At 33.3% G+C, this 23,791-nt stretch carries 22 protein-coding genes and 1 tRNA gene; 15 read left to right on the top strand and 8 right to left on the bottom strand.

The features are described from left to right. The first annotated feature begins 38 nt into the window (after window positions 1-38). Together J3T98_RS02075 and J3T98_RS02080 are read left to right on the top strand one after the other, a co-directional pair. Window positions 39-992, top strand: a complete 954-nt coding sequence (locus J3T98_RS02075; protein WP_267356716.1) for a hypothetical protein — start codon at window positions 39-41, stop codon at window positions 990-992. Window positions 993-1,324: 332 nt separating this feature from the next. Continuing rightward, window positions 1,325-2,224, top strand: coding sequence for an endonuclease/exonuclease/phosphatase family protein (locus J3T98_RS02080; RefSeq protein WP_267356714.1), 900 nt, complete (start codon window positions 1,325-1,327; stop codon window positions 2,222-2,224). 75 nt (window positions 2,225-2,299) lie between these two features. Here J3T98_RS02080 and cmoB read toward each other — a convergent pair whose 3' ends face one another. Next, the gene (gene cmoB / locus J3T98_RS02085; protein ID WP_220226056.1) at window positions 2,300-3,268 is read right to left on the bottom strand and encodes a tRNA 5-methoxyuridine(34)/uridine 5-oxyacetic acid(34) synthase CmoB; all 969 of its coding nucleotides are present in this window, start codon (window positions 3,266-3,268) and stop codon (window positions 2,300-2,302) included. 34 nt (window positions 3,269-3,302) lie between these two features. Further along, window positions 3,303-4,073 carry a carboxy-S-adenosyl-L-methionine synthase CmoA gene (gene cmoA, locus J3T98_RS02090; protein ID WP_065734141.1) on the bottom strand — a complete coding sequence of 257 codons (771 nt, stop codon included), beginning with the start codon at window positions 4,071-4,073 and terminating at the stop codon, window positions 3,303-3,305. Between the two features lie 32 nt (window positions 4,074-4,105). On the opposite strand from cmoA, the gene J3T98_RS02095 reads away from it, so the two are divergent. Together J3T98_RS02095 and rnd are read left to right on the top strand one after the other, a co-directional pair. Beyond that, on the top strand, window positions 4,106-5,257 hold the full coding sequence (locus tag J3T98_RS02095; protein ID WP_267356712.1) for a metallophosphoesterase: 1,152 nt from the start codon (window positions 4,106-4,108) through the stop codon (window positions 5,255-5,257). A 14-nt stretch (window positions 5,258-5,271) separates the two neighbouring features. Continuing rightward, window positions 5,272-6,360 (top strand): ribonuclease D, encoded by a 1,089-nt coding sequence (gene rnd / locus J3T98_RS02100; RefSeq protein WP_065562849.1) that lies wholly within the window; start codon window positions 5,272-5,274, stop codon window positions 6,358-6,360. A 40-nt stretch (window positions 6,361-6,400) separates the two neighbouring features. Here the strand turns inward: rnd and J3T98_RS02105 are convergent, their stop codons facing one another. Beyond that, window positions 6,401-7,093: a 5'-methylthioadenosine/adenosylhomocysteine nucleosidase gene (locus tag J3T98_RS02105; protein WP_220226053.1), complete on the bottom strand. Its 693-nt coding sequence runs from the start codon at window positions 7,091-7,093 to the stop codon at window positions 6,401-6,403. A 102-nt stretch (window positions 7,094-7,195) separates the two neighbouring features. Here J3T98_RS02105 and J3T98_RS02110 point away from each other — a divergent pair, with 102 nt between their 5' ends. Both J3T98_RS02110 and J3T98_RS02115 read left to right on the top strand, forming a co-directional pair. After that, complete coding sequence (locus tag J3T98_RS02110) at window positions 7,196-7,966, top strand: SDR family oxidoreductase (protein WP_065562847.1); 771 nt, start codon at window positions 7,196-7,198, stop codon at window positions 7,964-7,966. A 27-nt stretch (window positions 7,967-7,993) separates the two neighbouring features. Continuing rightward, window positions 7,994-8,863, top strand: coding sequence for a co-chaperone YbbN (locus J3T98_RS02115; RefSeq protein ID WP_267362013.1), 870 nt, complete (start codon window positions 7,994-7,996; stop codon window positions 8,861-8,863). 169 nt (window positions 8,864-9,032) lie between these two features. On the opposite strand, the gene map is transcribed toward J3T98_RS02115, so the two are convergent. Then, a complete protein-coding gene (gene map / locus J3T98_RS02120) occupies window positions 9,033-9,821 on the bottom strand; it encodes a type I methionyl aminopeptidase (RefSeq protein WP_220226051.1) in 789 nt (262 codons plus the stop codon). A 208-nt stretch (window positions 9,822-10,029) separates the two neighbouring features. Here map and rlmC point away from each other — a divergent pair, with 208 nt between their 5' ends. The 6 genes from rlmC to J3T98_RS02150 all read left to right on the top strand — a co-directional run bounded on the left by rlmC (window position 10,030) and on the right by J3T98_RS02150 (window position 18,514). Continuing rightward, window positions 10,030-11,172, top strand: coding sequence for a 23S rRNA (uracil(747)-C(5))-methyltransferase RlmC (rlmC, locus tag J3T98_RS02125; protein ID WP_267362014.1), 1,143 nt, complete (start codon window positions 10,030-10,032; stop codon window positions 11,170-11,172). A 281-nt stretch (window positions 11,173-11,453) separates the two neighbouring features. Beyond that, complete coding sequence (locus J3T98_RS02130; protein ID WP_267362015.1) at window positions 11,454-13,649, top strand: TonB-dependent hemoglobin/transferrin/lactoferrin family receptor; 2,196 nt, start codon at window positions 11,454-11,456, stop codon at window positions 13,647-13,649. Between the two features lie 89 nt (window positions 13,650-13,738). Next, a complete protein-coding gene (locus J3T98_RS02135; RefSeq protein WP_267362016.1) occupies window positions 13,739-15,397 on the top strand; it encodes an ABC transporter ATP-binding protein/permease in 1,659 nt (552 codons plus the stop codon). 45 nt (window positions 15,398-15,442) lie between these two features. Further along, window positions 15,443-15,970 (top strand): HugZ family protein, encoded by a 528-nt coding sequence (locus tag J3T98_RS02140; RefSeq protein WP_267362017.1) that lies wholly within the window; start codon window positions 15,443-15,445, stop codon window positions 15,968-15,970. A 200-nt stretch (window positions 15,971-16,170) separates the two neighbouring features. Continuing rightward, the gene (gene gshA, locus J3T98_RS02145) at window positions 16,171-17,733 is read left to right on the top strand and encodes a glutamate--cysteine ligase (RefSeq protein WP_267362018.1); all 1,563 of its coding nucleotides are present in this window, start codon (window positions 16,171-16,173) and stop codon (window positions 17,731-17,733) included. Between the two features lies 1 nt (window position 17,734). After that, a complete protein-coding gene (locus J3T98_RS02150) occupies window positions 17,735-18,514 on the top strand; it encodes an endonuclease/exonuclease/phosphatase family protein (RefSeq protein WP_267362019.1) in 780 nt (259 codons plus the stop codon). On the opposite strand, the gene J3T98_RS02155 is transcribed toward J3T98_RS02150, so the two are convergent. From J3T98_RS02155 to rnhA, 3 genes are read right to left on the bottom strand one after another with little or no spacing between them, the layout of a single operon-like run. Further along, entirely contained in the window at window positions 18,495-19,745 is a 1,251-nt protein-coding gene (locus J3T98_RS02155) for a transglycosylase SLT domain-containing protein (protein ID WP_081299514.1), read from the bottom strand. The two genes, J3T98_RS02150 and J3T98_RS02155, sit on opposite strands and share 20 nt — an antisense overlap. Window positions 19,746-19,787: 42 nt before the next feature. Beyond that, the gene (gene gloB, locus J3T98_RS02160) at window positions 19,788-20,516 is read right to left on the bottom strand and encodes a hydroxyacylglutathione hydrolase (RefSeq protein WP_267362020.1); all 729 of its coding nucleotides are present in this window, start codon (window positions 20,514-20,516) and stop codon (window positions 19,788-19,790) included. A 40-nt stretch (window positions 20,517-20,556) separates the two neighbouring features. Beyond that, complete coding sequence (gene rnhA, locus J3T98_RS02165) at window positions 20,557-21,030, bottom strand: ribonuclease HI (RefSeq protein WP_065562837.1); 474 nt, start codon at window positions 21,028-21,030, stop codon at window positions 20,557-20,559. A gap of 158 nt (window positions 21,031-21,188) precedes the next feature. Here rnhA and dnaQ point away from each other — a divergent pair, with 158 nt between their 5' ends. The 3 genes from dnaQ to J3T98_RS02180 all read left to right on the top strand — a co-directional run bounded on the left by dnaQ (window position 21,189) and on the right by J3T98_RS02180 (window position 22,569). Continuing rightward, on the top strand, window positions 21,189-21,920 hold the full coding sequence (gene dnaQ, locus J3T98_RS02170) for a DNA polymerase III subunit epsilon (protein WP_065562836.1): 732 nt from the start codon (window positions 21,189-21,191) through the stop codon (window positions 21,918-21,920). Window positions 21,921-22,043: 123 nt separating this feature from the next. Then, window positions 22,044-22,120: transfer RNA gene (locus J3T98_RS02175), tRNA-Asp, on the top strand. A gap of 86 nt (window positions 22,121-22,206) precedes the next feature. Further along, window positions 22,207-22,569 carry a YbaN family protein gene (locus tag J3T98_RS02180; RefSeq protein WP_267362021.1) on the top strand — a complete coding sequence of 121 codons (363 nt, stop codon included), beginning with the start codon at window positions 22,207-22,209 and terminating at the stop codon, window positions 22,567-22,569. 95 nt (window positions 22,570-22,664) lie between these two features. Here J3T98_RS02180 and J3T98_RS02185 read toward each other — a convergent pair whose 3' ends face one another. Further along, on the bottom strand, window positions 22,665-23,717 hold the full coding sequence (locus J3T98_RS02185; protein ID WP_267362022.1) for a hypothetical protein: 1,053 nt from the start codon (window positions 23,715-23,717) through the stop codon (window positions 22,665-22,667). Window positions 23,718-23,791 lie beyond the last annotated feature (74 nt).

Here is a 23,791-nt window from a genome sequence, read left to right on the forward strand (position 1 = left end):
AATTGTTATCTCCCCAATTATGAATATAAATGAATGTGATGAAAAAAATTCAATTACCCATTTTAATTGTCTGTGGCGTTATGCTTTGTAGCTGTTCCGATGAACCTAAGTCAGTTGTTCGTATGATTGATAATCCCACTGATAATGAAATTGTAGTAGCCATTGATGGTAAAGAACTCGCTATTCCGGCTAACTCTAACACTACCTATACTTTTGAATATGGTAAGCATAATTTAGCTTATAACAATGAGTCGCTCGATTTTATCGTTAAACCAGCTAGGTTTCCTAATGATGGTTTTATTAATCCTACACAAAGCAACTATATGTTTCATACCTATATCTACGCTACTGAAAATACCAGTGACGAAGATTATGATAAGTTATATGAAAAATCTTTACGTAAAGTCTCCATTATTATAAATGGTGTAGAAGATGAAGTTGAACTACCTGTTAAAGTGATAAATGATGTTTTTATCGAAAGGGAAGATAATACTTGGGACTATTCAATCAACCAGGAAGCCCCTAATGAACTTTCTAAAAAATTTAAAACCAAAAAAGATATCCAACTTCCTAGAATTAAAGTCTATCGTGAAAAAGATTATATCACCTTATTAAAAAATGAATTTTTTGAATCCAATGAAGATCCAGAGACAGGATTTGAAGTAAGTTTTCCTAATAAACCAGTAAAATTTAATGAGATTAATCAATATGTATTCCCTAAAATTAATTTGGGTGGAATTGAATGTGATGCTGGTAAAAAATATTTAGCAGACACATTAGATAATTGGAAACAACTTTTCACTTTAAATGGTGATGACTTCGCGAGTAAATATAAAAAATTAGGTGGAGAGGAAGGCATAGATTCTTTAAGAAAATCTGATGAACTTTGCCCTAAAGAAATAGATCCAAATATGACTTATTACCAAGCATATGGTCCATTTGAAAAATTTTTAAATTTTACCCAAGATACTAATATCTATATTATCAAATAAATTTTAGTCATTGTGTAATTTATCACTACAATAATTATAAAAGGCATAATATTTTTATTATGCCTTTTATTTTATCAATAACCGTTATTCTGAATTTATTGAATTGTATTTATATTATAAAAAAAGTTGAGGAGCGGGGTTTTTGAAGTTTCAAAATCGCAATTATCCAATCTTTATATTCACAGATCATGATCCTTTCTTGAATAAAATTCGAATCGCACGAATTGTAGATAATAATATTGACCTAAATCACATAAATCATAAAAAGAATTTTGATTAAAATCGAATCAATATAATATTTATAGTGAGTTAATAAAATAAAGGAATATCTTATGAGTAAAACTAGATTGAAAATTGCAGCATTAATTGGTGGTATTATTTTTAGTGCTTCAAGTGCTTACGCATCAATTGATGATGTTAAGCAACTTAAAATCATCAGTTATAATGTTTATAACGGGATGAAGTTAGATGAGAGCGAAGGCAAGCAGAAATATATTGATTGGGCAAAAGCGCAAGATGCCGATATCATTGCCTGGCAAGAGATGAATTTCTTTACTCGAGAAAAACTTGAAAAATTTGCAGCCAGTTATGGTCACAACTACGCTGTTCTGTTAAAAGAGTCACCAGATGATCCTGCTTTTTTCCCAGTTGCCATTACCTCAAAATATCCTATCGTAAATGTGAATAAAGTGGTCGATAATTTATGGCATGGAGCGCTGTTTGCAGATGTTGGTAATTATCATTTTGTGATAACCCATATGAACCCGTTTTGGACGGCTAAGCGTATCGATGAAATTAATTTGATTATAGATTCAATTAAATACAGTCGTGATCCTAATGGAAAATGGATAATCGCGGGGGATTTGAATTCATTCTCTCCAGCAGATAAACCTGATTATGATAAAAGCACGCTTTTAGAAGATATAAAAGAAAAACAGAAGAAAAGACCAATTCTTGATAATCTGGTAAATGGCCAATTAAGCTATACCGTTCAACAAAATCTACTTGATGCGGGTTATATTGATGCATTAAAGATAAAACACAAAGAATTTATCTCAACCGCACCAACTAAAGTCTTTTATGATCAAGCATCAGTACCATTACGTTATGATTATATCTATGTCTCACCACCACTTAAAGAAAACGTGATTGATGTTAAGGTACTCAAAGATGATTTTACTGATAAGTATTCAGATCACTACCCAGTTCAAATGATTATAAAGAATAATTAATATCATCTATAGAATTAAGAACAAAACGGGCATAAGCCCGTTTTTTATGTTAATTGATTCGATAAGATCAATACACTATTTTCGGGCAACAAATACCGCTCGTATTGGAGCAGGGTAACCTTCAATCGTTTTGCTCAAATCGTTCGGATCAAGAAACTCAGCTAATGAGTCAGATTCCATCCAGTCTGTTTTGCGCTGTTCATCTAAACTGGTTTTCGATATATCAACCATTTTTATCTCTTTAAAACCACATTTATGTAGCCAATTTATCATGGTGGGGACAGATGGGATGAAATAGACATTTCGCATTTGAGCATAACGTTCACCTGGCATTAATGCTTGGTGTTCGACTCCCTCAATAACCAGGGTTTCAAGCACTAATTGTCCACCATCAACTAATTGATCTTTCAATTGGTAAAGATGATCAAGTGGCGAACGGCGATGATATAATACGCCCATTGAAAAAACCGTATCAAATGCATTTAATTTTGGCAGTTCCTCAATTCCTAAGGGTAGTAAGTGAGCTCGTTGATCATTACCTAATAGTTTTCTTACTGCTTCAAATTGGCATAAATAAAGCGCCATTGGATCAATACCAACGGCAAGTTTAGCTCCTGCGCCAACCATTCGCCACAAGTGATAACCACTATTACAACCAACATCGAGAACTGTTTTGCCCTCTAAATTTTCAATGTGATTAATTAGTCGTTCCCATTTCCAATCAGAACGCCATTCTGTATCAATATCCACACCATAAAGATGAAAAGGGCCTTTACGCCATGGCATCATGGTTTTCAATAATTGGGTGATTCTTTGCTGTTCCCCTGAAGATAACGGTTGCTCAGTTTTAGCCGTTACGCTGTGTAAGAAGTCGATTTGAAAAGGGGTAATTGCTGGCAAGTGTTTAATGCTATTTAACCATTGGCTAAAACGGTTATCTAAATTTTGCTTTTGCCAATTAGCTAGTTGTGCTGGTAATACTTCAAGCCAATTTTTAAGCTTATTTTTTGCGATAATTTGGTAAAAATCACCAAAATCAATCATTCGTTATTCCTTTGTAATTGGGTTAAATCTGATGTTATTTTATAGCAATGATGGAACCGAAATTAAAACATTGAAACCAGGTATCGACATGTTTAAATCCTGCTTTAGCAAGACGCTGTTTATGGGTTTCAATAGTATCGGTAAGCATAACGTTTTCAAGCATATTCCGTTTTTGGCTAATCTCTAGTTCACTGTAACCATTCGCTCGTTTGAAGTCATGGTGCATGTTAAATAATAATTCATCAACACTCTTATCATTAAAACTAAATTTTTCAGATAGCACTAATATGCCATTAGGGATTAATGCTTGGTAGATATTATTTAAAACACGTTGACGATTGTCTGGCGTTAGAAATTGCAAGGTAAAATTTAGGACAACCATTGAAGCATTTTGCATATTAATATTGCAAATATCTTCACATATAACATCAACAGGTGTAGTTGATTTATAGGCATCAAGGTGTTTTTTACATCGTTCTACCATTGGTAATGAATTATCAACGGCAATGATATGGCAATTTTCTTGTTTGATATTCCGACGAATTGCAAGTGATGCAGCGCCTAGCGAGCATCCCAAATCATATATCATTGAATTGGGTTGAACAAATCTTTCAGCCAACATGCCTATCATTGAGATTATATTCGAATAACCGGGAACAGAGCGTTGCACCATATCGGGAAAGACTTCGGCAACTTTTTCATCAAAAGTCCAATCGCCTAATTTATCAATTGGTGTTGAAAATAACTGATCTTTTTTGCTATTCATAAAAGTTATTGGTGCTATAGGATCTAATTCTGTTATCATACCATTTTTTGCTTTTGATTGTTCGGATAATTATGACATTTGTTGATTTTATAGCCATTTTTGCAACGATTGTTATTAGTGTGTTTGTTACATTCTATTTTGGCAAACGTTGGCAGTTTTGGTTTAATTTGAATTTAACAGGTTACTTTCGAATTATTTATTGGGGCACTGTCTGTTTTGCCGGATTATCATTAATTTTTGCCAGATTATTAGATGGTTTTATACCTTCATATATACATCTTTCTTTAATCTCCATTTCTGGATTAATGATTTGTAGCGTTTTTATAGCTACTATTTTTGATATCACCTATTGGTTTAGTAAAAAAAGATTAAAACCCAATCTATGGCTTAAGGTTAGCTTTATTATTGCTGTTGTAGCGCTGTTTTGTTTTGGGCATGAAATGGCGATAAATCCTCAAATTGTCCATTATAAAGTTGAAATTAATAAACCGGCTCATGTTGAGCATTTAAGAATTGTTCAACTTTCAGATATTCATATCAATGAACATACGTCTACCAAAATGATTCAAGAAATGGTCGAAAAGGTAAACGCTTTGGAACCTGATTTTATTGTGATAACGGGGGATACACTGGATAAGAGTTTAAAGCCTTTTTTAGAATATGGCTTTGATAAGCAGTTTCAACAATTAAAACCAAAATATGGTAGCTATATTATTTTTGGTAATCATGAATATTTAGGAATTAATGACGCTAATAATCGTGAAGATGATATTATTAATGCCTTCAAAAAAGCAAATTTGAAAGTCTTAAAAGATGACATAGTCTATCTTGATGAAGTTGGTATAACATTGATAGGGCGGGATGATTTTTCTTCATCTCGGTATGATATTAAGCGTGCTTCATTATCCGATTTAATCCTGTTTACTGATACCGAGAAACCTATAATATTGTTAGATCATCAACCAAGAAATCTTGATGAAGCCGCTGAACAAAATGTAGATTTGATGCTATCTGGACATACACATGGTGGGCAAATTTTCCCTGTTAATATTTTAGTCGCCATGATGTATAAAAATGCTAAGGGAATTTATCAAGATACTAATCATCATTTTACCAGTATCGTGAGTAGTGGTTATGGGTTTGGCGGGCCGCCAATACGATTAATGACCTGTTCTGAAATTGTTGTAATAGATGTATCATTTGCAAAAAAATCGACCTCTTAAATAGGATTCATATTTTGATTTATCAATATATTACTACGGATGAAGAATTATCTAGTTATTGTTTAAAAATTGCGAACAGCAATGCAATCGCATTAGATACGGAATTTGTTCGCACGCGAACATTTTATCCTCAATTAGGACTTATTCAGGTTTTTGATGGTAAACATGCAGCATTAATTGATCCGGTTAATATCAACAATTGGCAGGATTTTTTAGCTATTTTAGCCAATCCAACAATTGAAAAATATTTTCACTCTTGTAGTGAGGATATTGATGTGTTTCTTTCTACATTTAACTGTGTACCCACTCCAATTATAGATAGCCAAATTTTGGCATCATTCCTAGATAATCCTGTTAGCAGTGGCTATGCTAGTTTAGTTAACAAATACCTTGGCATTGAATTAGATAAAAGCGAAACTCGAACAGATTGGTTAAAACGTCCTTTGACTGAAAAACAATGTGAATATGCGATTAATGATGTGTTATATCTCTTCCAATTAATGGAAATTCTAAAAGTTAAGCTCACAACTAATCATTATTTAGATGCAGCTTATCAAGAATGTCAAAGTGCGATTGCCCGTAAATGCAAGCCGTTTGATCCTAAAGATGCTTACCTAAATATCGGAAATAGCTGGCAATTAAAAGGTGACAGCTTAGGACAATTGGCTAAGTTAGCATTATGGCGATACCAATTAGCCAAATCTGAAAATATTGCATTAAATTTTGTTATACATGAAGCTGTTTTATTTAAGATTGCCCGTTTCCAACCTTCGTCGTTAGCTGAACTTGATAAATTAGGAATGAAAGGGAAAGAAGTTCGGCTATATGGTCCAACCATTTTGGAAATATTGCAGGAACCTATACCGAATATTCCACCAATTAAACGAATGAATAGTTATCCAAATTACAAAGAAACTTCTGATTTATTAAAGCAAATCACTGAAAATATTTCATCACAGACTGGACTTAGCCGTGAATTAATTATATCAAAACGGTTAATCAATCAATATATAAAATGGAAAATAGATAAAAACGAAAGTATGCCTGAAATATTATCTGGGTGGAGAAAACCACTATTTGAACAATATGGCTTATTAAATTGATCAATATCTAGGGTGTCAAATGAAATTGACACCACGTTATTTAAGCAAGTTCACTTAGCATCGATTCAACAATTTTAGATGATTGAGCTGCGGCTAACTTTAAAAAGGATTGAAAATCAATTGCTGATTCATTATCCCCATTGTCTGAAATCGCTCTAACCACTACAAAAGGAACTTTAAATAACCAACAAACATGGCCGATCGCAGCAGCTTCCATTTCAACGGCAATTGCGTCAGGATAAGTTTGCTTAATTCGTTCTAGATTACTTTTTCCATTAATAAAAGCGTCTCCACTACCGATTGAACCAGCCACGGCATTGACACCCTGTTTTTTGATACAAGCTTCGGCTAATGATCGATAGTTTTCATCAGCAGGAAACGAAACAGGGCAACCAGACATTTGGCCCGGCTTATATCCAAAAGCAGTTAGATCCACATCATGATAAAAAACATCTTTTGATACAATAATATCACCGATACTGAGCTTAGTTGAAAGCCCACCAGCTGAGCCAGTGTTAATTACCGCATCAACTTGGTAATTATTTAAAAGCAGGGTAGTTCCGGATGCCGCAGCTACTTTACCGATACCTGATTGTAATAATACGATGTCGCAATTAGCAATTTTGCCAATGTGAAAATCACATCCTAAATGATGTTCTAATTGATAATCAGTAATTTGACTTTTTAGTATTGCAACTTCTTCTTCCATTGCTGCGATAATAGCAATTTTCATAAGGACCTCTAGGTGTTTATTAGCCGTATATTTGTTTTAAATGTGCTATCATAATTGCCATAAGTGAACTTGACAATAAATGAATCATAACGGAGATAAAATTTGCGTACAATTTTTATAACAGGTTGCTCAAGCGGTATTGGCTTGATTTCAGCAATAGCATTAAAAAAGCGAGGTTATCGTGTTATTGCTTCTTGCCGTAAAGTTGAAGACCAAAAAAAATTAGTCGAGCAAGGTTTTGAAACCGTTCTTTTAGATTTGGATGATCCAGACTCTGTTACTCAAGCTGCACAGGAAGTTTTAACTTTAAGTGAAGGTAAATTATATGCTTTATTTAATAATGCCGGATTTGGGGTATATGGTCGATTAAACACCATCAGTCGAGCGCAGTTAGAGTCACAGTTTTCAACAAATTTTTTTGGTGTACATCAATTAACTCAATTATTGTTACCGGCAATGCTAGAGCAAAATGAAGGAAGAATTATTCAAACAAGCTCTATTGTTGGAATTGTTGCAACCCCAGGGAGAGGAGCTTATTCAGCCAGTAAATACGCCTTAGAAGCATGGTCTGATGTATTAAGGTTAGAATTAGCTAAAACGAATATAAAGGTTTGTTTAATCGAACCTGGTCCATTAAAAACCTATTTTTCAAATAATGTGAATCAAACCGAAAAAGAGAATATTGTAAAAAATCCACCAATTGCTAGACGTTTTACCTTAGCTCCCGAAGCTGTTTTACCCTATCTTTATCATGCATTGGAGCACGATAAGCCAAAAATACGTTACAGGGTAACTAAAGTAACGAAGTTAGCAGCGATAGCTAAACGTTTGCTTCCCGACAGATTAATGGATAAAATTTTAGAAAATAAGTAATAAATTAAATTATTCATAGGATAAATTATGTCAAATCAATTTATTTTTGATGTTAACGAACAGAATATTCAAGAAATTGTCGAAAAATCGACAAATACTCCCGTGTTATTCTACTTTTGGTCACCAAGAAGTCCAAATCATCAAGAGATGACAAACACGCTAACAAAATTAGCGACAGAGCATCAAGGACAATTTATTTTAGCCAGCGTAAATTGTGATGAGCAACAAATGCTTGCAGCACAATTTGGTTTAAGAGCGATTCCAACAGTTTATATGTTCCAAAATGGGCAGCCAGTTGATGGTTTTCAAGGTCCACAAAGTGAAGATCAAATTAAAGCATTTTTAGCCAAAATCTTACCTAATGAAGATGAATTAAAACTTGTTGAAGCTCAAAAATTATTTAATGAAGGGTTATATGGCCAAGCTTTACCTTTATTAAAACAAGCATGGACGACGCTAACCGATCACTTAGGCAAACCAAGATCAGATATCGCATTAATGTTAGCTAAAGCGCAAATTGAACAAAAGCAACTTAACGATGCTAAAGAAGTTTTAGCAACAATTCCGCTACAAGACCAAGATTCGGCTTTTCATGGATTACAAGCTGAGATTGAGTTACTTGAACAAGCGGCAAATTCACCAGAATTACAGCAGTTGCAAGCTGAATTGGCCAAACAACCTGACAATATTGAATTAATGATCCAACTTTCATCACAATTGATGCAAGTAGGGCGACACGAAGAAGCTTTAGAGCTACTATTCAAACCGTTAACAAAAGATCTAAATGCGGGAGATGGTCAAGTTAAGAAAACATTACTTGATCTATTAGCTGCATTGGGTACTAATAACGCTTTAGCTAGTAGTTATCGTCGTAAGCTTTATACGCTATTATATTAAGAAATATTTAATTGATTTCTGGCGATGGTAATAGCTTGGCATTAATTCATAAAAAATTTTATGAGCCTCTATTGAAACTTTGGAAAGTTAAAAGATATCAAAAGAAAGTTGATAGATTAGAAGGATGAAATGAAGAGATTCAACAGTTTTGTTGAATCTCTTTTTTTATTTAATGTTCGATAATACGAGGAAAGTTTTCGTTACTACGAAGGGTTAAAACCTCAACCCCGTTATCGGTTACTAAAATAGTGTGCTCATATTGAGCTGAAAGTCCATGGTCTTTAGTTTTAACGGTCCAACCATCTTTCATTGTACGTGTACGCCAATCGCCAGTATTCACCATCGGTTCAATCGTAAAAGTCATACCTGGTTTTAAAATTACGCCACCATCATCAGCATCATAATGTAATACTTGAGGCTCATCATGATATACCTCACCAATACCATGACCACAATATTCACGAACTGAAGAAAATCCAAATTTATCAACATATTTTTGAATAGCTTTACCGATTTCTCTCAATCGAATTCCTGGTTTTATGATTTTAATCGCTTCGTATAAGCTCTCTTGTGTAACTTGGCAAAGTTTTTCGCCAGCGACAGTGGGTTTACCTGCAATGTACATTTTTGAAGTATCCCCATGATAACCATCTTTGATCACAGTTACATCTATATTAAGAATATCACCATCTTTTAATTTTTTATCAAAACTTGGAATACCATGACACACCACGTCGTTAATGGATATACAACTTGTATGTTTAAATCCATGATAACCAATATTGGCAGGAATAGCTTTTTGTACATTTACAATATGTTCATAACAAATTTTATCGAGTTCACCAGTAGTAATTCCTGGTTTAACATACGGCTCGATCATCTCTAAAACTTCAGCAGCTAATTTGCCTGCAATACGCATTTTTTCAATTTCGGCGGGAGTTTTTAACTTAATAGACATTAACGTGTTCCTGTAATTTTAATGGCAATATCCTATCATATACCGTTGTTTCTTTAAAGCATAGAGGTGGATAATTCCTCTTGATTAAAAGTTTAAATTTTACGAAAAAAAAGTTGAGGAACGGGGTTTTTGTGTATAAAAAATGAAAACTAATACAGCTTGAAACCGTTTAATTATATAATAAAACATTATAAAAAAAGGTTTCAATATGATGCAATGTAGCTATTATCAAGAAAAAAAATGTTTGTCTTGTCATAAAATTAATCAACCATATCATTCTCAATTAACTGAGAAACAAAGTCATTTGTTGGAGAAATTAGCTGATTTTAATCCTAAACAAGTTAACGATCCGTATGCGAGTCCTGAATCAGGGTTTCGTAATAAAGCTAAAATGGCTGTGCTGGGTACGGTTGAAAAACCAATTTTAGGCATCCAAAATGGTAATGATGCGATTGATTTGTGCGATTGCCCGCTTTATAGCTCGAACATGCAAAATATTCTAAAATTGGTTCGTACTTATATTCGTAAGCAAGGATTAGTTCCCTATAATATCAACAAGCGAAAAGGGGAGTTAAAATTCGTTATCATCACAGAAAGCATTATTGATAATAACAGCCATTTTATGCTGCGATTTGTATTGAAATCACATAAATTTGTAGAAAAAATTAAAAATAGTTACCACAACTTGCAAATAAATAACTTAGAAGTTGTTACTATCAACATCCAACCTAACCATGCAGCGATATTAGAGGGGGAAGAAGAACTGATTTTAACCGATAACCCTTTTTTAGCGTTCCAATTCAATCAGATACCTTTATATATTAAATCTAAAAGTTTCTTTCAAACAAATAGTTACATTGCAGAAAAACTTTATCAAACGGCTAGTGATTGGGTTGCAAACTTAAATGTTAACTCAATATGGGATCTATTTTGTGGAGTAGGTGGTTTTGGTTTGCATTGTATCGGTCATTCTAATAATGAAAAGATCCAATTGACTGGCATTGAAATTAGTTCTGATGCCATTGAGTGCGCAACAAAATCCGCTGAAAAACTTGGTTATGATAAACTCGATTTTAAATCGTTAGATGCCACTAAATATGTAAACAATGAAAAAGGTATCCCTGATTTAGTCTTACTTAATCCTCCAAGGCGCGGGGCTGGTAAATCACTCATTCAATACTTAGGTAATATAAAACCGAAATATATATTATATTCAAGTTGTAACTTAGCATCTATGGTAGAAGATTTGCAGCTTTTAAGCGATTATCAAATGACAAAAGCCCAATTGTTCGACATGTTTCCGCACACTTCACACATGGAAGTTTTGGTTTTGTTAGAAAAATACAAATAGTTATTTACTGATTTAGGCTATTAATGACTAATATTTATATTAGTTATTAATAACTATTGGTCTAGATTTGCTTTTCTATTCAACCTCATTGATATTAATCGCTCATTTTAATATTTTAGCCTCTTGCCTCAAAGCTAATGATAATCATTATCCAATATAAATGATAATTATTCTCATTGATCATATTTTTTATTTTTGCTAGATTAATTAGTAAAAAATGATAATTATCAAATATTGGGAATTAATTTGAGCAGTTTATTAATATAACTTTGTGGTGAAAAATGAAAATAAATAAAATCTTTTTAACCGTTTTGACTGCTTCAATCTCCTTCTCAGTATTTGCTGCTGATGATGAATTGGAAACTATGACGGTAACGGCTAGTAGACAAAAAAGAGCCAAATTAGCTATTCCAGAAACTGTTGATGTCATCTCTAGAAAGAATATAGATGATCATCAAATGTCAACAATGGAAGATTTAGTTAGATATTTACCGGGAATATCAGTTAATCGGCAAACTTCAGGGACCGACCCTTTTGGTAATTTAGGCAGTATTAGAATACGTGGTATGGCGGGTAACCGTATTCAAATGCAAGTTGACGGTTCAAGAGTGATTGAAAGCATCCAAGACGGCAATAGAAATTTTATTGATTTAGCAAATATAAAAGCTGTTGAAGTCATTCGTGGACCTGGCTCGGTATTATGGGGGGCAGATGCTGTTGGTGGGGTAGTTGCGTTTAAAACCATAGATCCGAGTGATTTACTTAAAGGTAAATCTTATGCTGTTCGAGTAAGTGGCGGTTATGATAGTTTAAATAAACAAAATACCAAAACGAGTATGTTAGCGCTTGAATTGATGCCTAACTTAGAAGGATTGATCAGTTTTAGTCGAAGAGATTACCAAGAAACCAAGTTAACTAAAGCTAAAGCAAATGGCGGTATTTGGGGCTGTCCACGTGGCGCAGATGCTATTAAATGTAATAAATTAAATCCGTTGGATGCTAAAGCTGAAAATATGTTAACCAAATTGGTTTATCATAATGATACTCGAGAAACAAAGTTAGCATTTGAGAATTTCCGTTCTAATTCGTATGTAAAACAGATGTATGATTATGGATTACAAACCAATGGAACATTCAACGGGGATTATCGAAGAACACAAATTCAAACTCGTAAAAGGTTTGCGATTGATGATAGTTGGACTCCCGAAATAAGCTTTATCGATCAAATCAAGACCATGTTCTCTTACTCGCCGCAAGAACGTTATTTAAAATCGCATCGTCAACAAAAAGATCGAAGACAAACACCGATTTATACTTATACCACGAATGATTATAAAGAAAAGTTTTGGCAGTTGGATCTTCAGTTAAATTCAAACGTTGATTTTTTCAATACAACGCATGATTTAATTTATGGTTTTCAAGGGGATATTACCCGTAGCAATTATCGTAATGAGAGCACAAAAAATGGCGTAAAAACCATAGGTGGCGGATTTAATTTTGCTAACGCTAAAACGCAGCGTGCAGATATTTATCTTCAAGATGAATTTCACTTTATATCAGAAAATTTAAAAATTAAACCGGGTTTACGATATGCAACGTATAAAATTAAACCCAATACGGATAGCCATTATGCGGTGGTTAAAGGCAAAGAGCCTCGTAATTTGAGTTCACATCGCCTCATTCCGCAATTAGGCATAAAATATAACATCACTAACCAATACTCTGCTTATGCCCGTTATGCTGAAGGATTCAAAATGCCAACGGCTCAACAGCTTTATACCTCATTGCCTTCGGTAACGATGAATCTGATTCCTAACCCTAAACTAAAACCAGAAAAAGTGAAATCTTATGAGACCGGCATCAGAGGCGATTTTTCAGAAGGTTGGTTTAGTGTAGGCTTATTCAAAGCTGATTATAGCAACTATATCAAGAATTTCATTCGGGTTGGACCGAAGGATTATACCTACAAAAATTTATCCAATGTTAATCTATGGGGCATTGAAACATCGGGCGAGTGGCATTTTGCTCCAAATTGGACTTTGAATGCTTCAAGCTCATATCAATATGGAAAAAAACAAGATTCCCCCGGTGATAAAAGAACTTATTTTAATGAAGCCATGCCTCTGCAAGGTAATATCGGTTTGAAATGGAATGTTCCCGATTTTAATTTTGATACTGAAGTCGTCGGCACTTTTTCCAAAGCGGTATCTCACGTTTCTAGGGATAAATCCTCATCAGATGAAATATTTAAGCCAAGTGGTTATGCAGTCTATGATGCCTATTTAAATTGGCACCCTAGCAAAAATATTACTATACGGGGATCGGTGTTAAATATATTTGACCGCCGTTATTTTAAATGGCCGATGTTTAGTAGTTATTATAAAAATCCACAAAATAATGTAAAAGTGACGAATCCTATCGAGCTTCAAACCGCACCGGGAAGAACTTTTGCAGTTAGTGCGGTTATTAATTTTTAATCATTAAAGTTAAATACTTCTGTCAAATTGATAATTGGCAGGAGTTGATTTAGAAAAAGGCAGTTTTGAGAGTATAAGTTGTGCAAACATTGAAAAATATAATCTTGCTTATGAAGCTTTGCTTCAAAACAAGACAAGGTAAATATGGTTACTGTTATGCTTTAATTATTATTTGTTTAAATATTGTTTTAATTAAAATTAGTCTTGAAATGATTAATTGGAATAAAAACTTTTTTAATGCATTAGAAAAATATGACATGCAAGGCGTTATTACCCAATTAATCGTTTTTGTGTTATTAACTATTTCGGGGGCAATAACTTACTTAATAATTGAATTTTTAAGAAAAACCTTAGTGATTACATGGCGCAAGGTTTTAAATGATTCGATACTTGATAAATGGCTGAATAACAAGGCATATTGGTATTTAAATCAAGACCAAATTGATAATCCTGATCAGCGTATTTCCGAAGACTGTCTGCTATTTATTGAGCGATTAACAAATGAAGGCTTTTCGCTGATTACTCAATGTATAGGCCTGTTTTCCTATTTTATGCTTCTATGGAAAATTACCGATAATTTTGTTTTAAATTTTAGTCTATTCAATATTGATATAAGTATTTCTCATTATTTAATTTGGCTAGCACCAATCTATGTATTATTCACTTCTTGCATCGCTCACATGCTGGGACGCCCATTAAAAAACTTATTAATTGAACAACAACACTTAGAGGCAAATTATCGCTTTGTTTTAACTCGATTTCGTGAATCAAAAGAGCCAATCGCGTTAGCGAATGGTGAGAAAGTGGAGAAACAACAATTTGAACAGCATTTCAATCATATTATCAAAAATTGGTATTTATTAATCAAACGTCAACTTATTTTAGGCTGTTTTACACGGCCTTATTATTTAACGGTGTTAAGTGTGCCTATTTTCTTTTCTTTGCCTATCTATTTAATTGGTAAAGTTAGCTTAGGTTCTTTAATGCAAATTAGTAAATCATTTAGTAATGTTGTGACTAACTTGTCTTGGTTTATTTTCAATTATACTAAACTTGCCGAACTTATTGCATGTAGTTATCGTTTAACCCAATTTTTTGAAAAAGCTAATCAAGCTGCTCATCAATATCAATCAGCTAGCCAATTAGAGATTAATCAAGATGCATTTTCGATTGAAGATTTAACTATAAAAAAAACGGATGGCACTGTTTTATTAACACTACCCAATCTTTATCTTAATAAAGGCGATTCGGTTGTTATATCCGGTGCATTGGGTATAGGTAAATCAACATTTTTCAAAGTAATTTCTGGCCTTTATCCCAATTTTGAGGGGGTGATTAAAATGCCAAAATTAAAGACATTATTTTTATCGCAAAATGCCTATTTTCCGGTTGGGGGATTAGCTCATGCAATAAGCTATCCGCAACCTTTGTTTGAAAAAGATTTAAGTTTGATTAAGCAACTTCTATTAAAAGTTGGTTTTTCTACAGAATTTATCGATAGAAATTTACTCAGTGATAATTTAAAAACACTTTCCGGTGGTGAAAAGCAACGACTAATGATTGCAAGAATTTTAATGCATAAACCTGATTGGATTTTTATGGATGAAACAACCAATGCGTTAGATAAGCAGTCAGAAAAACAATTGCTGAAATTGTTAAAGACAAACCTACCGACAAGTAGTTTTATTATAATTTCTCATACTGATATTTCGAACTATTTTGATAAATGCATCCAATTGAATTTATAACAATGAAGTTAATAAGTTAACTGAATAGACAAACAAGGAGTAATTATGGCTGAGTCCAAAAATGATGTTGTTGAAAGTACAATAGAAAATTTACATGAAACAATTCGCACAATTATATTATCAACAATGACTAAAAATGGTGAAGTAGATACGAGTTATTCACCTTATTTTTTTGATGGAAAAGATTATTACGTTTTAATATCAGATCTCGCCCCTCATAGTCAAAATATGAAAGATAATGCAACTCTCTCTTTTTTAATTATTGATGATGAATGCAATACCAAGAATATCTATGCTCGTAGACGACTATCGTTCCGTGCAACAACAAGCATTGTTGAAAGAGAATCTGAGCTTTTTGATAACATCATTGACCAACTTGCTAAAAGGGTAAGTAAAATGGTGTATATGTTAGCGGAAATGAAAGATTTCAATTTATTTAAAATCACACCAACAGTCGGTAGATTAGTTTTAGGTTTTGGAAAAACCTATATTGTTGATCATCAGAATAATCTTATCACACCGGTCGATGAGGATTATGTCGCTAATCAAAAAATTGAACAAGCCAATAAATAAGCTGATTCATTAGCAAAGTTACTAACCATTATCTATCTAGTAGATAATGGTTTCTTATTTGTGACATTCTATTAGTTTATATTATTTTGTATATTGATAGATTTCTATTTTCTTTTTAATAGTCACAAAACAGCCTATATAAACCATTAAACTATGCTAAAATTAAGCCAATTTAAACTGAATTTAGGAAATATAAAATTATGATTCCTGATGTTTCTAAAGCACTCAATTGGTTGGAAAAACACTATACAATTTTACAAGGCATTCAACGGGGTGTTGAACGTGAAACGCTCAGAATTTTACCAGACGGCTCTTTAGCAAAAACACCTTTTCCTAATAAAATTGGTTCAGCATTAACTCATCCTTGGATAACAACCGATTTTGCTGAGTCGATGCTTGAATTTATCACGCCGGTTAATACGAATATTGATTATATGCTCACGTTTTTGCGTGATTTACATCGTTATGCTAGTGTCAGTATCGGCGATGAGATGATGTGGCCATTAAGTATGCCTTGTTTTGTGGCAAATGAAGACGATATTATTTTGGCACAATATGGCTCCTCAAATGAAGGGCGTTTTAAAACGGTTTATCGAGAAGGATTGAAGAATCGTTATGGCGCAATGATGCAAACCATATCCGGCGTGCATTATAACTTCTCTTTACCTATGGCATTTTGGCAAGCCCGATTTGGGGTGAAAAACGCCGAAGAAGGAAAAGCGGTTATTTCTGAAGGTTATTTTACTTTAATACGTAATTATTATCGATTTGGTTGGGTGATTCCTTACCTGTTTGGCGCATCACCTTCTATGTGCTCTTCATTTATTCAAGATAAGCAAAAAGCTAATGCATTTATAGAACAAACCAATGGTAACTGCTTTTTGCCTTATGCAACTTCATTAAGATTAAGCGATATTGGTTACACCAACAATGCCCAGAAACAATTAGGTATTACCTTTAATCATCTAGATACTTATGTTGAAGGATTAAAACGTGCCACCCATGTCAAATCAGATGAGTTCAGTAAATTAGGCATTAAAGTTAATGGTCATTATCGACAACTAAATGATAATGTTTTACAAATTGAAAATGAATTTTATGCACCAATTCGTCCTAAACGAGTTCCTAGAGCAGGGGAGTTACCTTCAGATGCCTTGTTACGTGGTGGAATAGAGTATATTGAAGTGCGTGCGCTTGATGTTAATCCATTTTCACCAATAGGTATTACTGAGGAACAGATCCGCTTTATTGATCTATTTTTGATATGGTGTGCGTTAGCGCCAGCGCCTGAAATGAGTAGTGCCGAACTTGAGTGTACAAAATTGAATTGGAATCGGGTTATTATGGAAGGGCGTAAACCTGGTCTTGAAATTGGTATCGGCTGTGATAGTTATCGTGAGCCATTATCGAAAGTCGGCCACGAATTATTTAAAGATTTGCTCCGTGTTGCTGATGTATTGGATCATCAAGATGATAAACAACATTATCGTAAAGTTTGCGAACGGCTTGATCTGATGTTTGATCAGCCTGAATTAACACTTTCAGCAAGAACGCTTGAGGCTATCAGCGATTTAGGTACTGCTAAATTTGGCTTAGTTTTAGCAACTCAATATAAAAATCAGCTTAGTTCAGAACCTTTGCAATTATTGACTGATGGTGATTTTGTTCAGCAAAGAACTATGTCAATTGAAAAGCAACAAAAGAAAGAACAGAATGATACTTTGTCATTTGATGATTATTTAAAAGAAAAAATGAACGGTTAAAATGTTTAAACATCGAGACTATACACTACGATATCAAGGAAATAGTAGTGTTGAACTGATATTACCAAACCATAAGATAGTCAATGATGAACCACTAATTGATCAATCATCATTCTCGGTTTTGGTTTGGAATATTTTTAAACAAAAACGGGTTGATTGTATTAAAATTCTTGAGCAATATGCGAGCCAATCAAAGTTAATGTTATTACAAGAAGCCCAAACAACACCACAATTATTGAATTTTATATCTGCGAATAACAAAGTTGCAGATCATGTACCAGCTTACTGCTTTAATGATATTTTTGCTGGAGTTATGACTATAACTGATTCAGCACCGACTAAAATATTATCGTTTAGAGAAAAAGAGCCATTTATTCGAGTACCTAAATCAGCTTTAATTACTGTTTATCCAATTAAAAATTCTACTAAACAGCTGTTAGTTGCCAATATTCATGCCATCAATTTTAGTATTGGCGTAAAGATATATCGTCAACAGATGTATATGTTATTAAATTATATTAATCAACATGATGGACCAGTGATTTTGGCAGGTGATTTTAATGCATGGAGTCGGCAACGACTGAATTTACTCTATCATTTGACTCGATCAATAAATCTTAAACCGGTTAATTTTGCTATTGATATTCGAAAAACGTTTTTAGGTAGGCCATTGGATTTTATTTTTTATCGAGGTTTGAAGCTTGATGCGGCTAAGATAATTAGTACAGCCGCATCGGATCATAATCCATTATTAGTCAATTTTAAAATGAATTCGAATTGACTAAATTAATTGTTAATACATCACCTTCTTTTACTCGTCCATTTTTTAATTTATTCCATTGTAAAAGATCGGTGATTTTCACTCGGTAATTCCTCGCAATGGAATAAAGATTATCACCAGCTTTAACTTGGTAAGTAATCTGTTTTTTGCCATTACTTAAAATAGATTTAGCATCTTTAGCATTTATTGTACTGTATTGAATTGTCGTTGATTTAATTTCAAACGGCATATTGTTATGTGGCACATCTTCTAAAAGCTCAGTTACTTGACTAGTAACTAAATTCTCATTTTTCAACTTTTTGAATAGTTTATTTGCATGAGAATAAGGAACTAATAGATGAAAAGGGCCATTTACAGTTTGTTGCACATAACCGGCATTGTATGTCATTAAGTCATTTAGTGATAATCCAGTATATTGCGCTATTTTAGACAATGAAATGTTTTTAGACATATCAATTCTAACTAAAGAGTTTTGATAATTACAATCCGGTAGTTTAATTCCATAACGTTTATTGTTTTTAACAATGTCGATGATAGCTAATATTTTTGGCACATAATGCATTGTTTCTTGTGGTAAATCTAAAGACCAATAGTCAATAGGTAGTCCTTTAGCTTTATTTTTATCAATCGCTCGTTGAATTCGACCTTCACCTGCATTATATGCAGCTAATGTTAATAACCAGTCGCCATTAAAGCGGTTATTAAGATTTTGTAAAAGAGATATAGCTGAGCTTGTTGAAGCAATTAGATCTCGACGTCCATCAAAACTACTGCTACGTTTTAAACCATATTCTTTAGCTGTAATTGGCACAAATTGCCATAAACCAGCCGCTTGAGCAGGCGAGGTAGCTAAAGGGTCATAAGCACTCTCAATTAATGGAATTAAAGCAAGTTCAACCGGTAGCTTATTTTTTCGTAACTGATTAATGATGTAATATACATAAGGTTCAGATCGTAATGCAATATTTTCAAATCCCTGTGGATTACGCAGCAAACGTTCTCTTTCCGCGACAACTCGGCTGTTGTTCGGAACATTTACGTTAATTTGAGTTAGCATGTAATGCCAAGGATTTTGCGTGACTGAAGCGTAATTAACACCACCACTTTTAACGCTAGAATTAACTATTGATTTAGAATTGTATGGTTTTGAGCCAGAAGTGTATCGCGACCCTTGGTTTTGACACCCGACTAAAAAAGCACATAACACTGTAAATATTAATAATTTTTTCATTAGATTATAAGTTAGGACATTAATTTAAACGACTTATTATACCTAAAAAATGTCCTTTTGGCTCCTAAAAAAAGCAAACAGTTCTAACTCATTGTTACAATTGAATTTGTTTTGTAAAGATTTTTCTTTACACCGTAAAAATAAGTTAATCTGTTTTTCTTTGGTTAAAATAGAAGGCAAAGTAATTTTCTTTTTGCAAATATAATTATAATATTCATGAATAACTTTATCATGTGGAACCATCATTTGTGCAAAGTTCAAATTAGCTTTAGTATATTCGTGTCCTGCACAAATAAGCGTATCATCAGGTAGTAGCTTTAAATTATTAAGCGAGCTTAGCATTTGCTTATAATCACCCTCAAAAATTCTACCACAACCAGCAGACATTAAGGTATCACCACAAAATAGATATGGTCGGCAATAATAAGCTAAATGTCCTAATGTGTGTCCCGGTACTGAAATAATATCAAATTGAAAATCAGCAATTGATATTTTATCTATATTATCTAGATAGTTAATCTGCAAATTAATTTCACTAGGCCCATAAACTTCAATATCGGGATAAAATGCTTTTAGCTCTGTTACCCCGCCAGTGTGATCGATATGGTGGTGAGTTAGTAAAATTGCAAGGGGTGACAAGTGATGTTTTTTTAGATAACTAATTACAGGGGCAGCTTCACCTGGGCCGATAATAACAATTTGTTTATCGTTGTTTTCCAACAACCAAATATAATTATCTTTTAGGGCCGGAATAACATGTAATCGATACATAGTTATTATACCTTCTTAGTTATCTAACTGTTTTTTGTATTCAGTCCTTTAACGATGCTTCAAAAATAGTATCGTGTAAAGTTGGGGATTCGGCTTGATTTTTAGCAATAATATCACAACGCTCATTTTCGATATGACCAGCATGACCTTTAACCCAAATCCATTCAATAGTATGTGATTTAGCTATTTCATCTAAACGTTGCCACAAATCAACATTTTTAACAGGTTGTTTATTTGATGTTTTCCAGCCATTTTTTTTCCAGCCATGAATCCAATTCATAATGCCATTACGTAAATATTGGCTGTCAGAATACAGTTGAATTTGACACGGTTCTTTAAGAAGCTCTAAAGCAACAATTGCAGCTAATAATTCCATTCGATTATTGGTAGTTTTAAAATAACCTTGAGCTAATACTTTTTCTGTTTGTTTATATTTTAAAATTGCGGCATATCCACCGGGACCAGGGTTACCCAAACAAGAACCATCTGTGAAAATTTGAATTTTTTTTAACATACTAAATAAACTTTGCCTATTGAATAAAATTTAGAATTAAATAATGTGATGTTGTGTAATTAGTGGCGAAAACACTGTAGGTATCAACATCAGCGCATTTTGGTGTTAGACTATACCATTAATTATTAAATTTCCCAATTTTAGAAGAAGAGTATAACGTGATAACACATTCAACACGTCAAATTGTATTAGATACTGAAACAACAGGTATGAACCAAGACGGTAATAATCACTATGAAGGGCATAAGATTATTGAAATTGGTGCTGTTGAGGTATTAAATCGGCGACTAACTGGCAATCATTTCCATGTTTATATCAATCCAGAACGTTTAATTGATGAAGAAGCCTTTAGAGTTCACGGTATAAGTGATGAATTTGTTAAAGATAAACCAATATTTAAAAATATAGCACATGATTTTATAAAATTTATTGATGGTGCTGAATTAGTCATTCATAACGCATCTTTTGATGTCGGATTTATGGATTATGAATTTCGTCTTTGTGGTTTAAATTTTAAAACAGCTGAACATTGTATTGTTACTGATACACTAGCTATGGCTCGGCGGCTTTTCCCTGGCAAACGAAATAATCTAGATGCACTATGTGAGCGTTATCAGATTGATAATTCACATCGTACACTGCATGGCGCTTTACTTGATGCTGAGATTCTAGCTGAAGTTTATTTAGCTATGACAGGGGGGCAAACGACGTTAGCATTCAGCGCTGAAGATAATCCATTATCAATGTCAAATAATACCGTCAAGAAAATTGAACGTAATGGAACTCCTTTAAAGATAATTAAAGCAAATGAATCTGAACTCTCTGCTCACGAGTCAATTTTAGAAAAGATTGATAAAAAAAGTGGCGGGGCATTATGGAAAGCACATTAAAGTACATTAATGATTGTTTTCTATTCAATTGAACTTTATTTTTAAAAATTTTATTGACGAAAATAAAAATAATCTTTAACATCACGCCTACTTTGATGTTCCACATTAAAGTATCTAAAAAGCGGAGCGGTAGTTCAGTTGGTTAGAATACCTGCCTGTCACGCAGGGGGTCGCGGGTTCGAGCCCCGTCCGTTCCGCCAATTCTTATTTTTCTTTATACTTTCCTTGTTTATTATAATTGTGCTATCTTCGATATCCTATGAATATTAATTAAATTGATTTAGACATGCTAAAAAAATCGATATTTGTTGTTCTAGGTGGAGTTTCTTTTGCTTTAGGAACTATTGGTATTTTTATTCCTTTGTTACCTACAGTACCTTTTTATTTACTTACTGCATATCTATGGTTAAATAGTTCAGAGCGCCTCTATAACTATTTTACACAAACTAGTTACTATCAAACTTATATCCAAAAAATGCTAATTGAAAAGAAGGCAACCAGGTCAAGTTTATTTAAGATGTTGGCAATGGTGTTTGTTGTGCTACTTATTCCTTTTATTATTTTTAAATCTTTACATGTTAGAATAATCTTAGCCACTGTGTTTTTTGCTCATGTCATTTTTGTCTACTATTATTTTAATAAAAAATGATCAATATAAAGGTTGAAATTAAGAGAAAACAGGGTAAATAAGTTACCCTGTAACAAAAATATTAGCTCTTTATTGCGATGTATTATTTTTGACTATTATTTCAAACTCTTTTTAATTTCAATAGCAAGTAACGGATTCCACATCGCACCTGTTGCACTCATTACAGCATCAGCACCATTTTTTATAAATTGATGATAATGTTCACTGTTACTAACTCCACCAACACCTATAATTGCAAATTTTAAATCCATTTGTTTACGATATTTATCGAGTCGACTAACCATATCTAAGCCAGCCCAACGAATTGCATCGCCACAGATACCGCCTTCTTTTCGGTTTTCACCTAAAGCTGGATGACCATTTGCGTCAACAGGTTTTGCTGACAACGTATTAATCGCGCTTAACCCATCAACTATATTTCCAATACGAGTTAATAATGAAACGATTCTTTCATCATCTGGGAAGTAAGCTAATTTCAGGATAAGAGGGCGGTCAGGTACAGCATTTTTAATTTCTTTAACAATTCTTTCAACCCTATCTACATCAAAGCAAAGTAATTTACTTGCACCTTCATTTGGGCAACTTAAATTAGCTTCTAAAATTGGTGCATTGGTTTCTCTTACTAATTTAGCGGCTAATGCATAATCTTGTTCAATCACTCCATTACCTTGAGTTCCTTGGAAGCTACCAATAACACATTGTCCTGGACCAGCAGCTTTAACAGCATCAGCCATATCTGGTTGCCATATATCTGGAGCAAATGATGGAACCCCAAATGAATTAGTGATTGAAAGAGGTTGGCTATAATTGATATCAGCTAAAACTGTGTCTAAATTACACGTAAGTTTACCTTTCGGATGAACAGATAAAACATTAGGTAACGGATGGCATTTGTGTAATTTTGTTCTTACCGTTTTATATACACATAAATCGAATCCATAAGCAAATGCTGCTTTAATATAATTTGCATTTAATAAAGGCCCAGCGGGTTGGCCAAATGGTAAATTAACATCAACATTTAAGAATTTGGTTGGTTTAGTTGAAACTTTTTCTGCTTTATCTAATTCTGCAAAAAGTCCAAAAGGTCCTTTAGCATAATTATCTTCATAGCTAATACTTGGGTTATAAAAAGGGATCAAAGGTTTCATGGTATCTCCTGTTTATGGCTGTTCTGGAAGTGGTATTGTTTAGTAATTTGATATAAAATTGGAAGGTTGAATTT

Source organism: Gilliamella sp. B2772, assembly GCF_026536985.1.
Classification (GTDB): domain Bacteria; phylum Pseudomonadota; class Gammaproteobacteria; order Enterobacterales; family Orbaceae; genus Gilliamella; species Gilliamella apicola_E.

Excerpts from the sequence above, each read along its gene's own strand:
- J3T98_RS02075 (WP_267356716.1), top strand. The coding sequence starts at position 39 with ATGAAAAAAATTCAATTACCCATTTTAATTGTCTGTGGCGTTATGCTT.
- J3T98_RS02080 (WP_267356714.1), top strand. The coding sequence starts at position 1,325 with ATGAGTAAAACTAGATTGAAAATTGCAGCATTAATTGGTGGTATTATT.
- cmoB (WP_220226056.1), bottom strand. The coding sequence starts at position 3,268 with ATGATTGATTTTGGTGATTTTTACCAAATTATCGCAAAAAATAAGCTT.
- cmoA (WP_065734141.1), bottom strand. The coding sequence starts at position 4,073 with ATGATAACAGAATTAGATCCTATAGCACCAATAACTTTTATGAATAGC.
- J3T98_RS02095 (WP_267356712.1), top strand. The coding sequence starts at position 4,106 with ATGACATTTGTTGATTTTATAGCCATTTTTGCAACGATTGTTATTAGT.
- J3T98_RS02105 (WP_220226053.1), bottom strand. The coding sequence starts at position 7,093 with ATGAAAATTGCTATTATCGCAGCAATGGAAGAAGAAGTTGCAATACTA.
- J3T98_RS02115 (WP_267362013.1), top strand. The coding sequence starts at position 7,994 with ATGTCAAATCAATTTATTTTTGATGTTAACGAACAGAATATTCAAGAA.
- map (WP_220226051.1), bottom strand. The coding sequence starts at position 9,821 with ATGTCTATTAAGTTAAAAACTCCCGCCGAAATTGAAAAAATGCGTATT.
- rlmC (WP_267362014.1), top strand. The coding sequence starts at position 10,030 with ATGATGCAATGTAGCTATTATCAAGAAAAAAAATGTTTGTCTTGTCAT.
- J3T98_RS02130 (WP_267362015.1), top strand. The coding sequence starts at position 11,454 with ATGAAAATAAATAAAATCTTTTTAACCGTTTTGACTGCTTCAATCTCC.
- J3T98_RS02140 (WP_267362017.1), top strand. The coding sequence starts at position 15,443 with ATGGCTGAGTCCAAAAATGATGTTGTTGAAAGTACAATAGAAAATTTA.
- gshA (WP_267362018.1), top strand. The coding sequence starts at position 16,171 with ATGATTCCTGATGTTTCTAAAGCACTCAATTGGTTGGAAAAACACTAT.
- J3T98_RS02150 (WP_267362019.1), top strand. The coding sequence starts at position 17,735 with ATGTTTAAACATCGAGACTATACACTACGATATCAAGGAAATAGTAGT.
- J3T98_RS02155 (WP_081299514.1), bottom strand. The coding sequence starts at position 19,745 with ATGAAAAAATTATTAATATTTACAGTGTTATGTGCTTTTTTAGTCGGG.
- gloB (WP_267362020.1), bottom strand. The coding sequence starts at position 20,516 with ATGTATCGATTACATGTTATTCCGGCCCTAAAAGATAATTATATTTGG.
- rnhA (WP_065562837.1), bottom strand. The coding sequence starts at position 21,030 with ATGTTAAAAAAAATTCAAATTTTCACAGATGGTTCTTGTTTGGGTAAC.
- J3T98_RS02180 (WP_267362021.1), top strand. The coding sequence starts at position 22,207 with ATGCTAAAAAAATCGATATTTGTTGTTCTAGGTGGAGTTTCTTTTGCT.
- J3T98_RS02185 (WP_267362022.1), bottom strand. The coding sequence starts at position 23,717 with ATGAAACCTTTGATCCCTTTTTATAACCCAAGTATTAGCTATGAAGAT.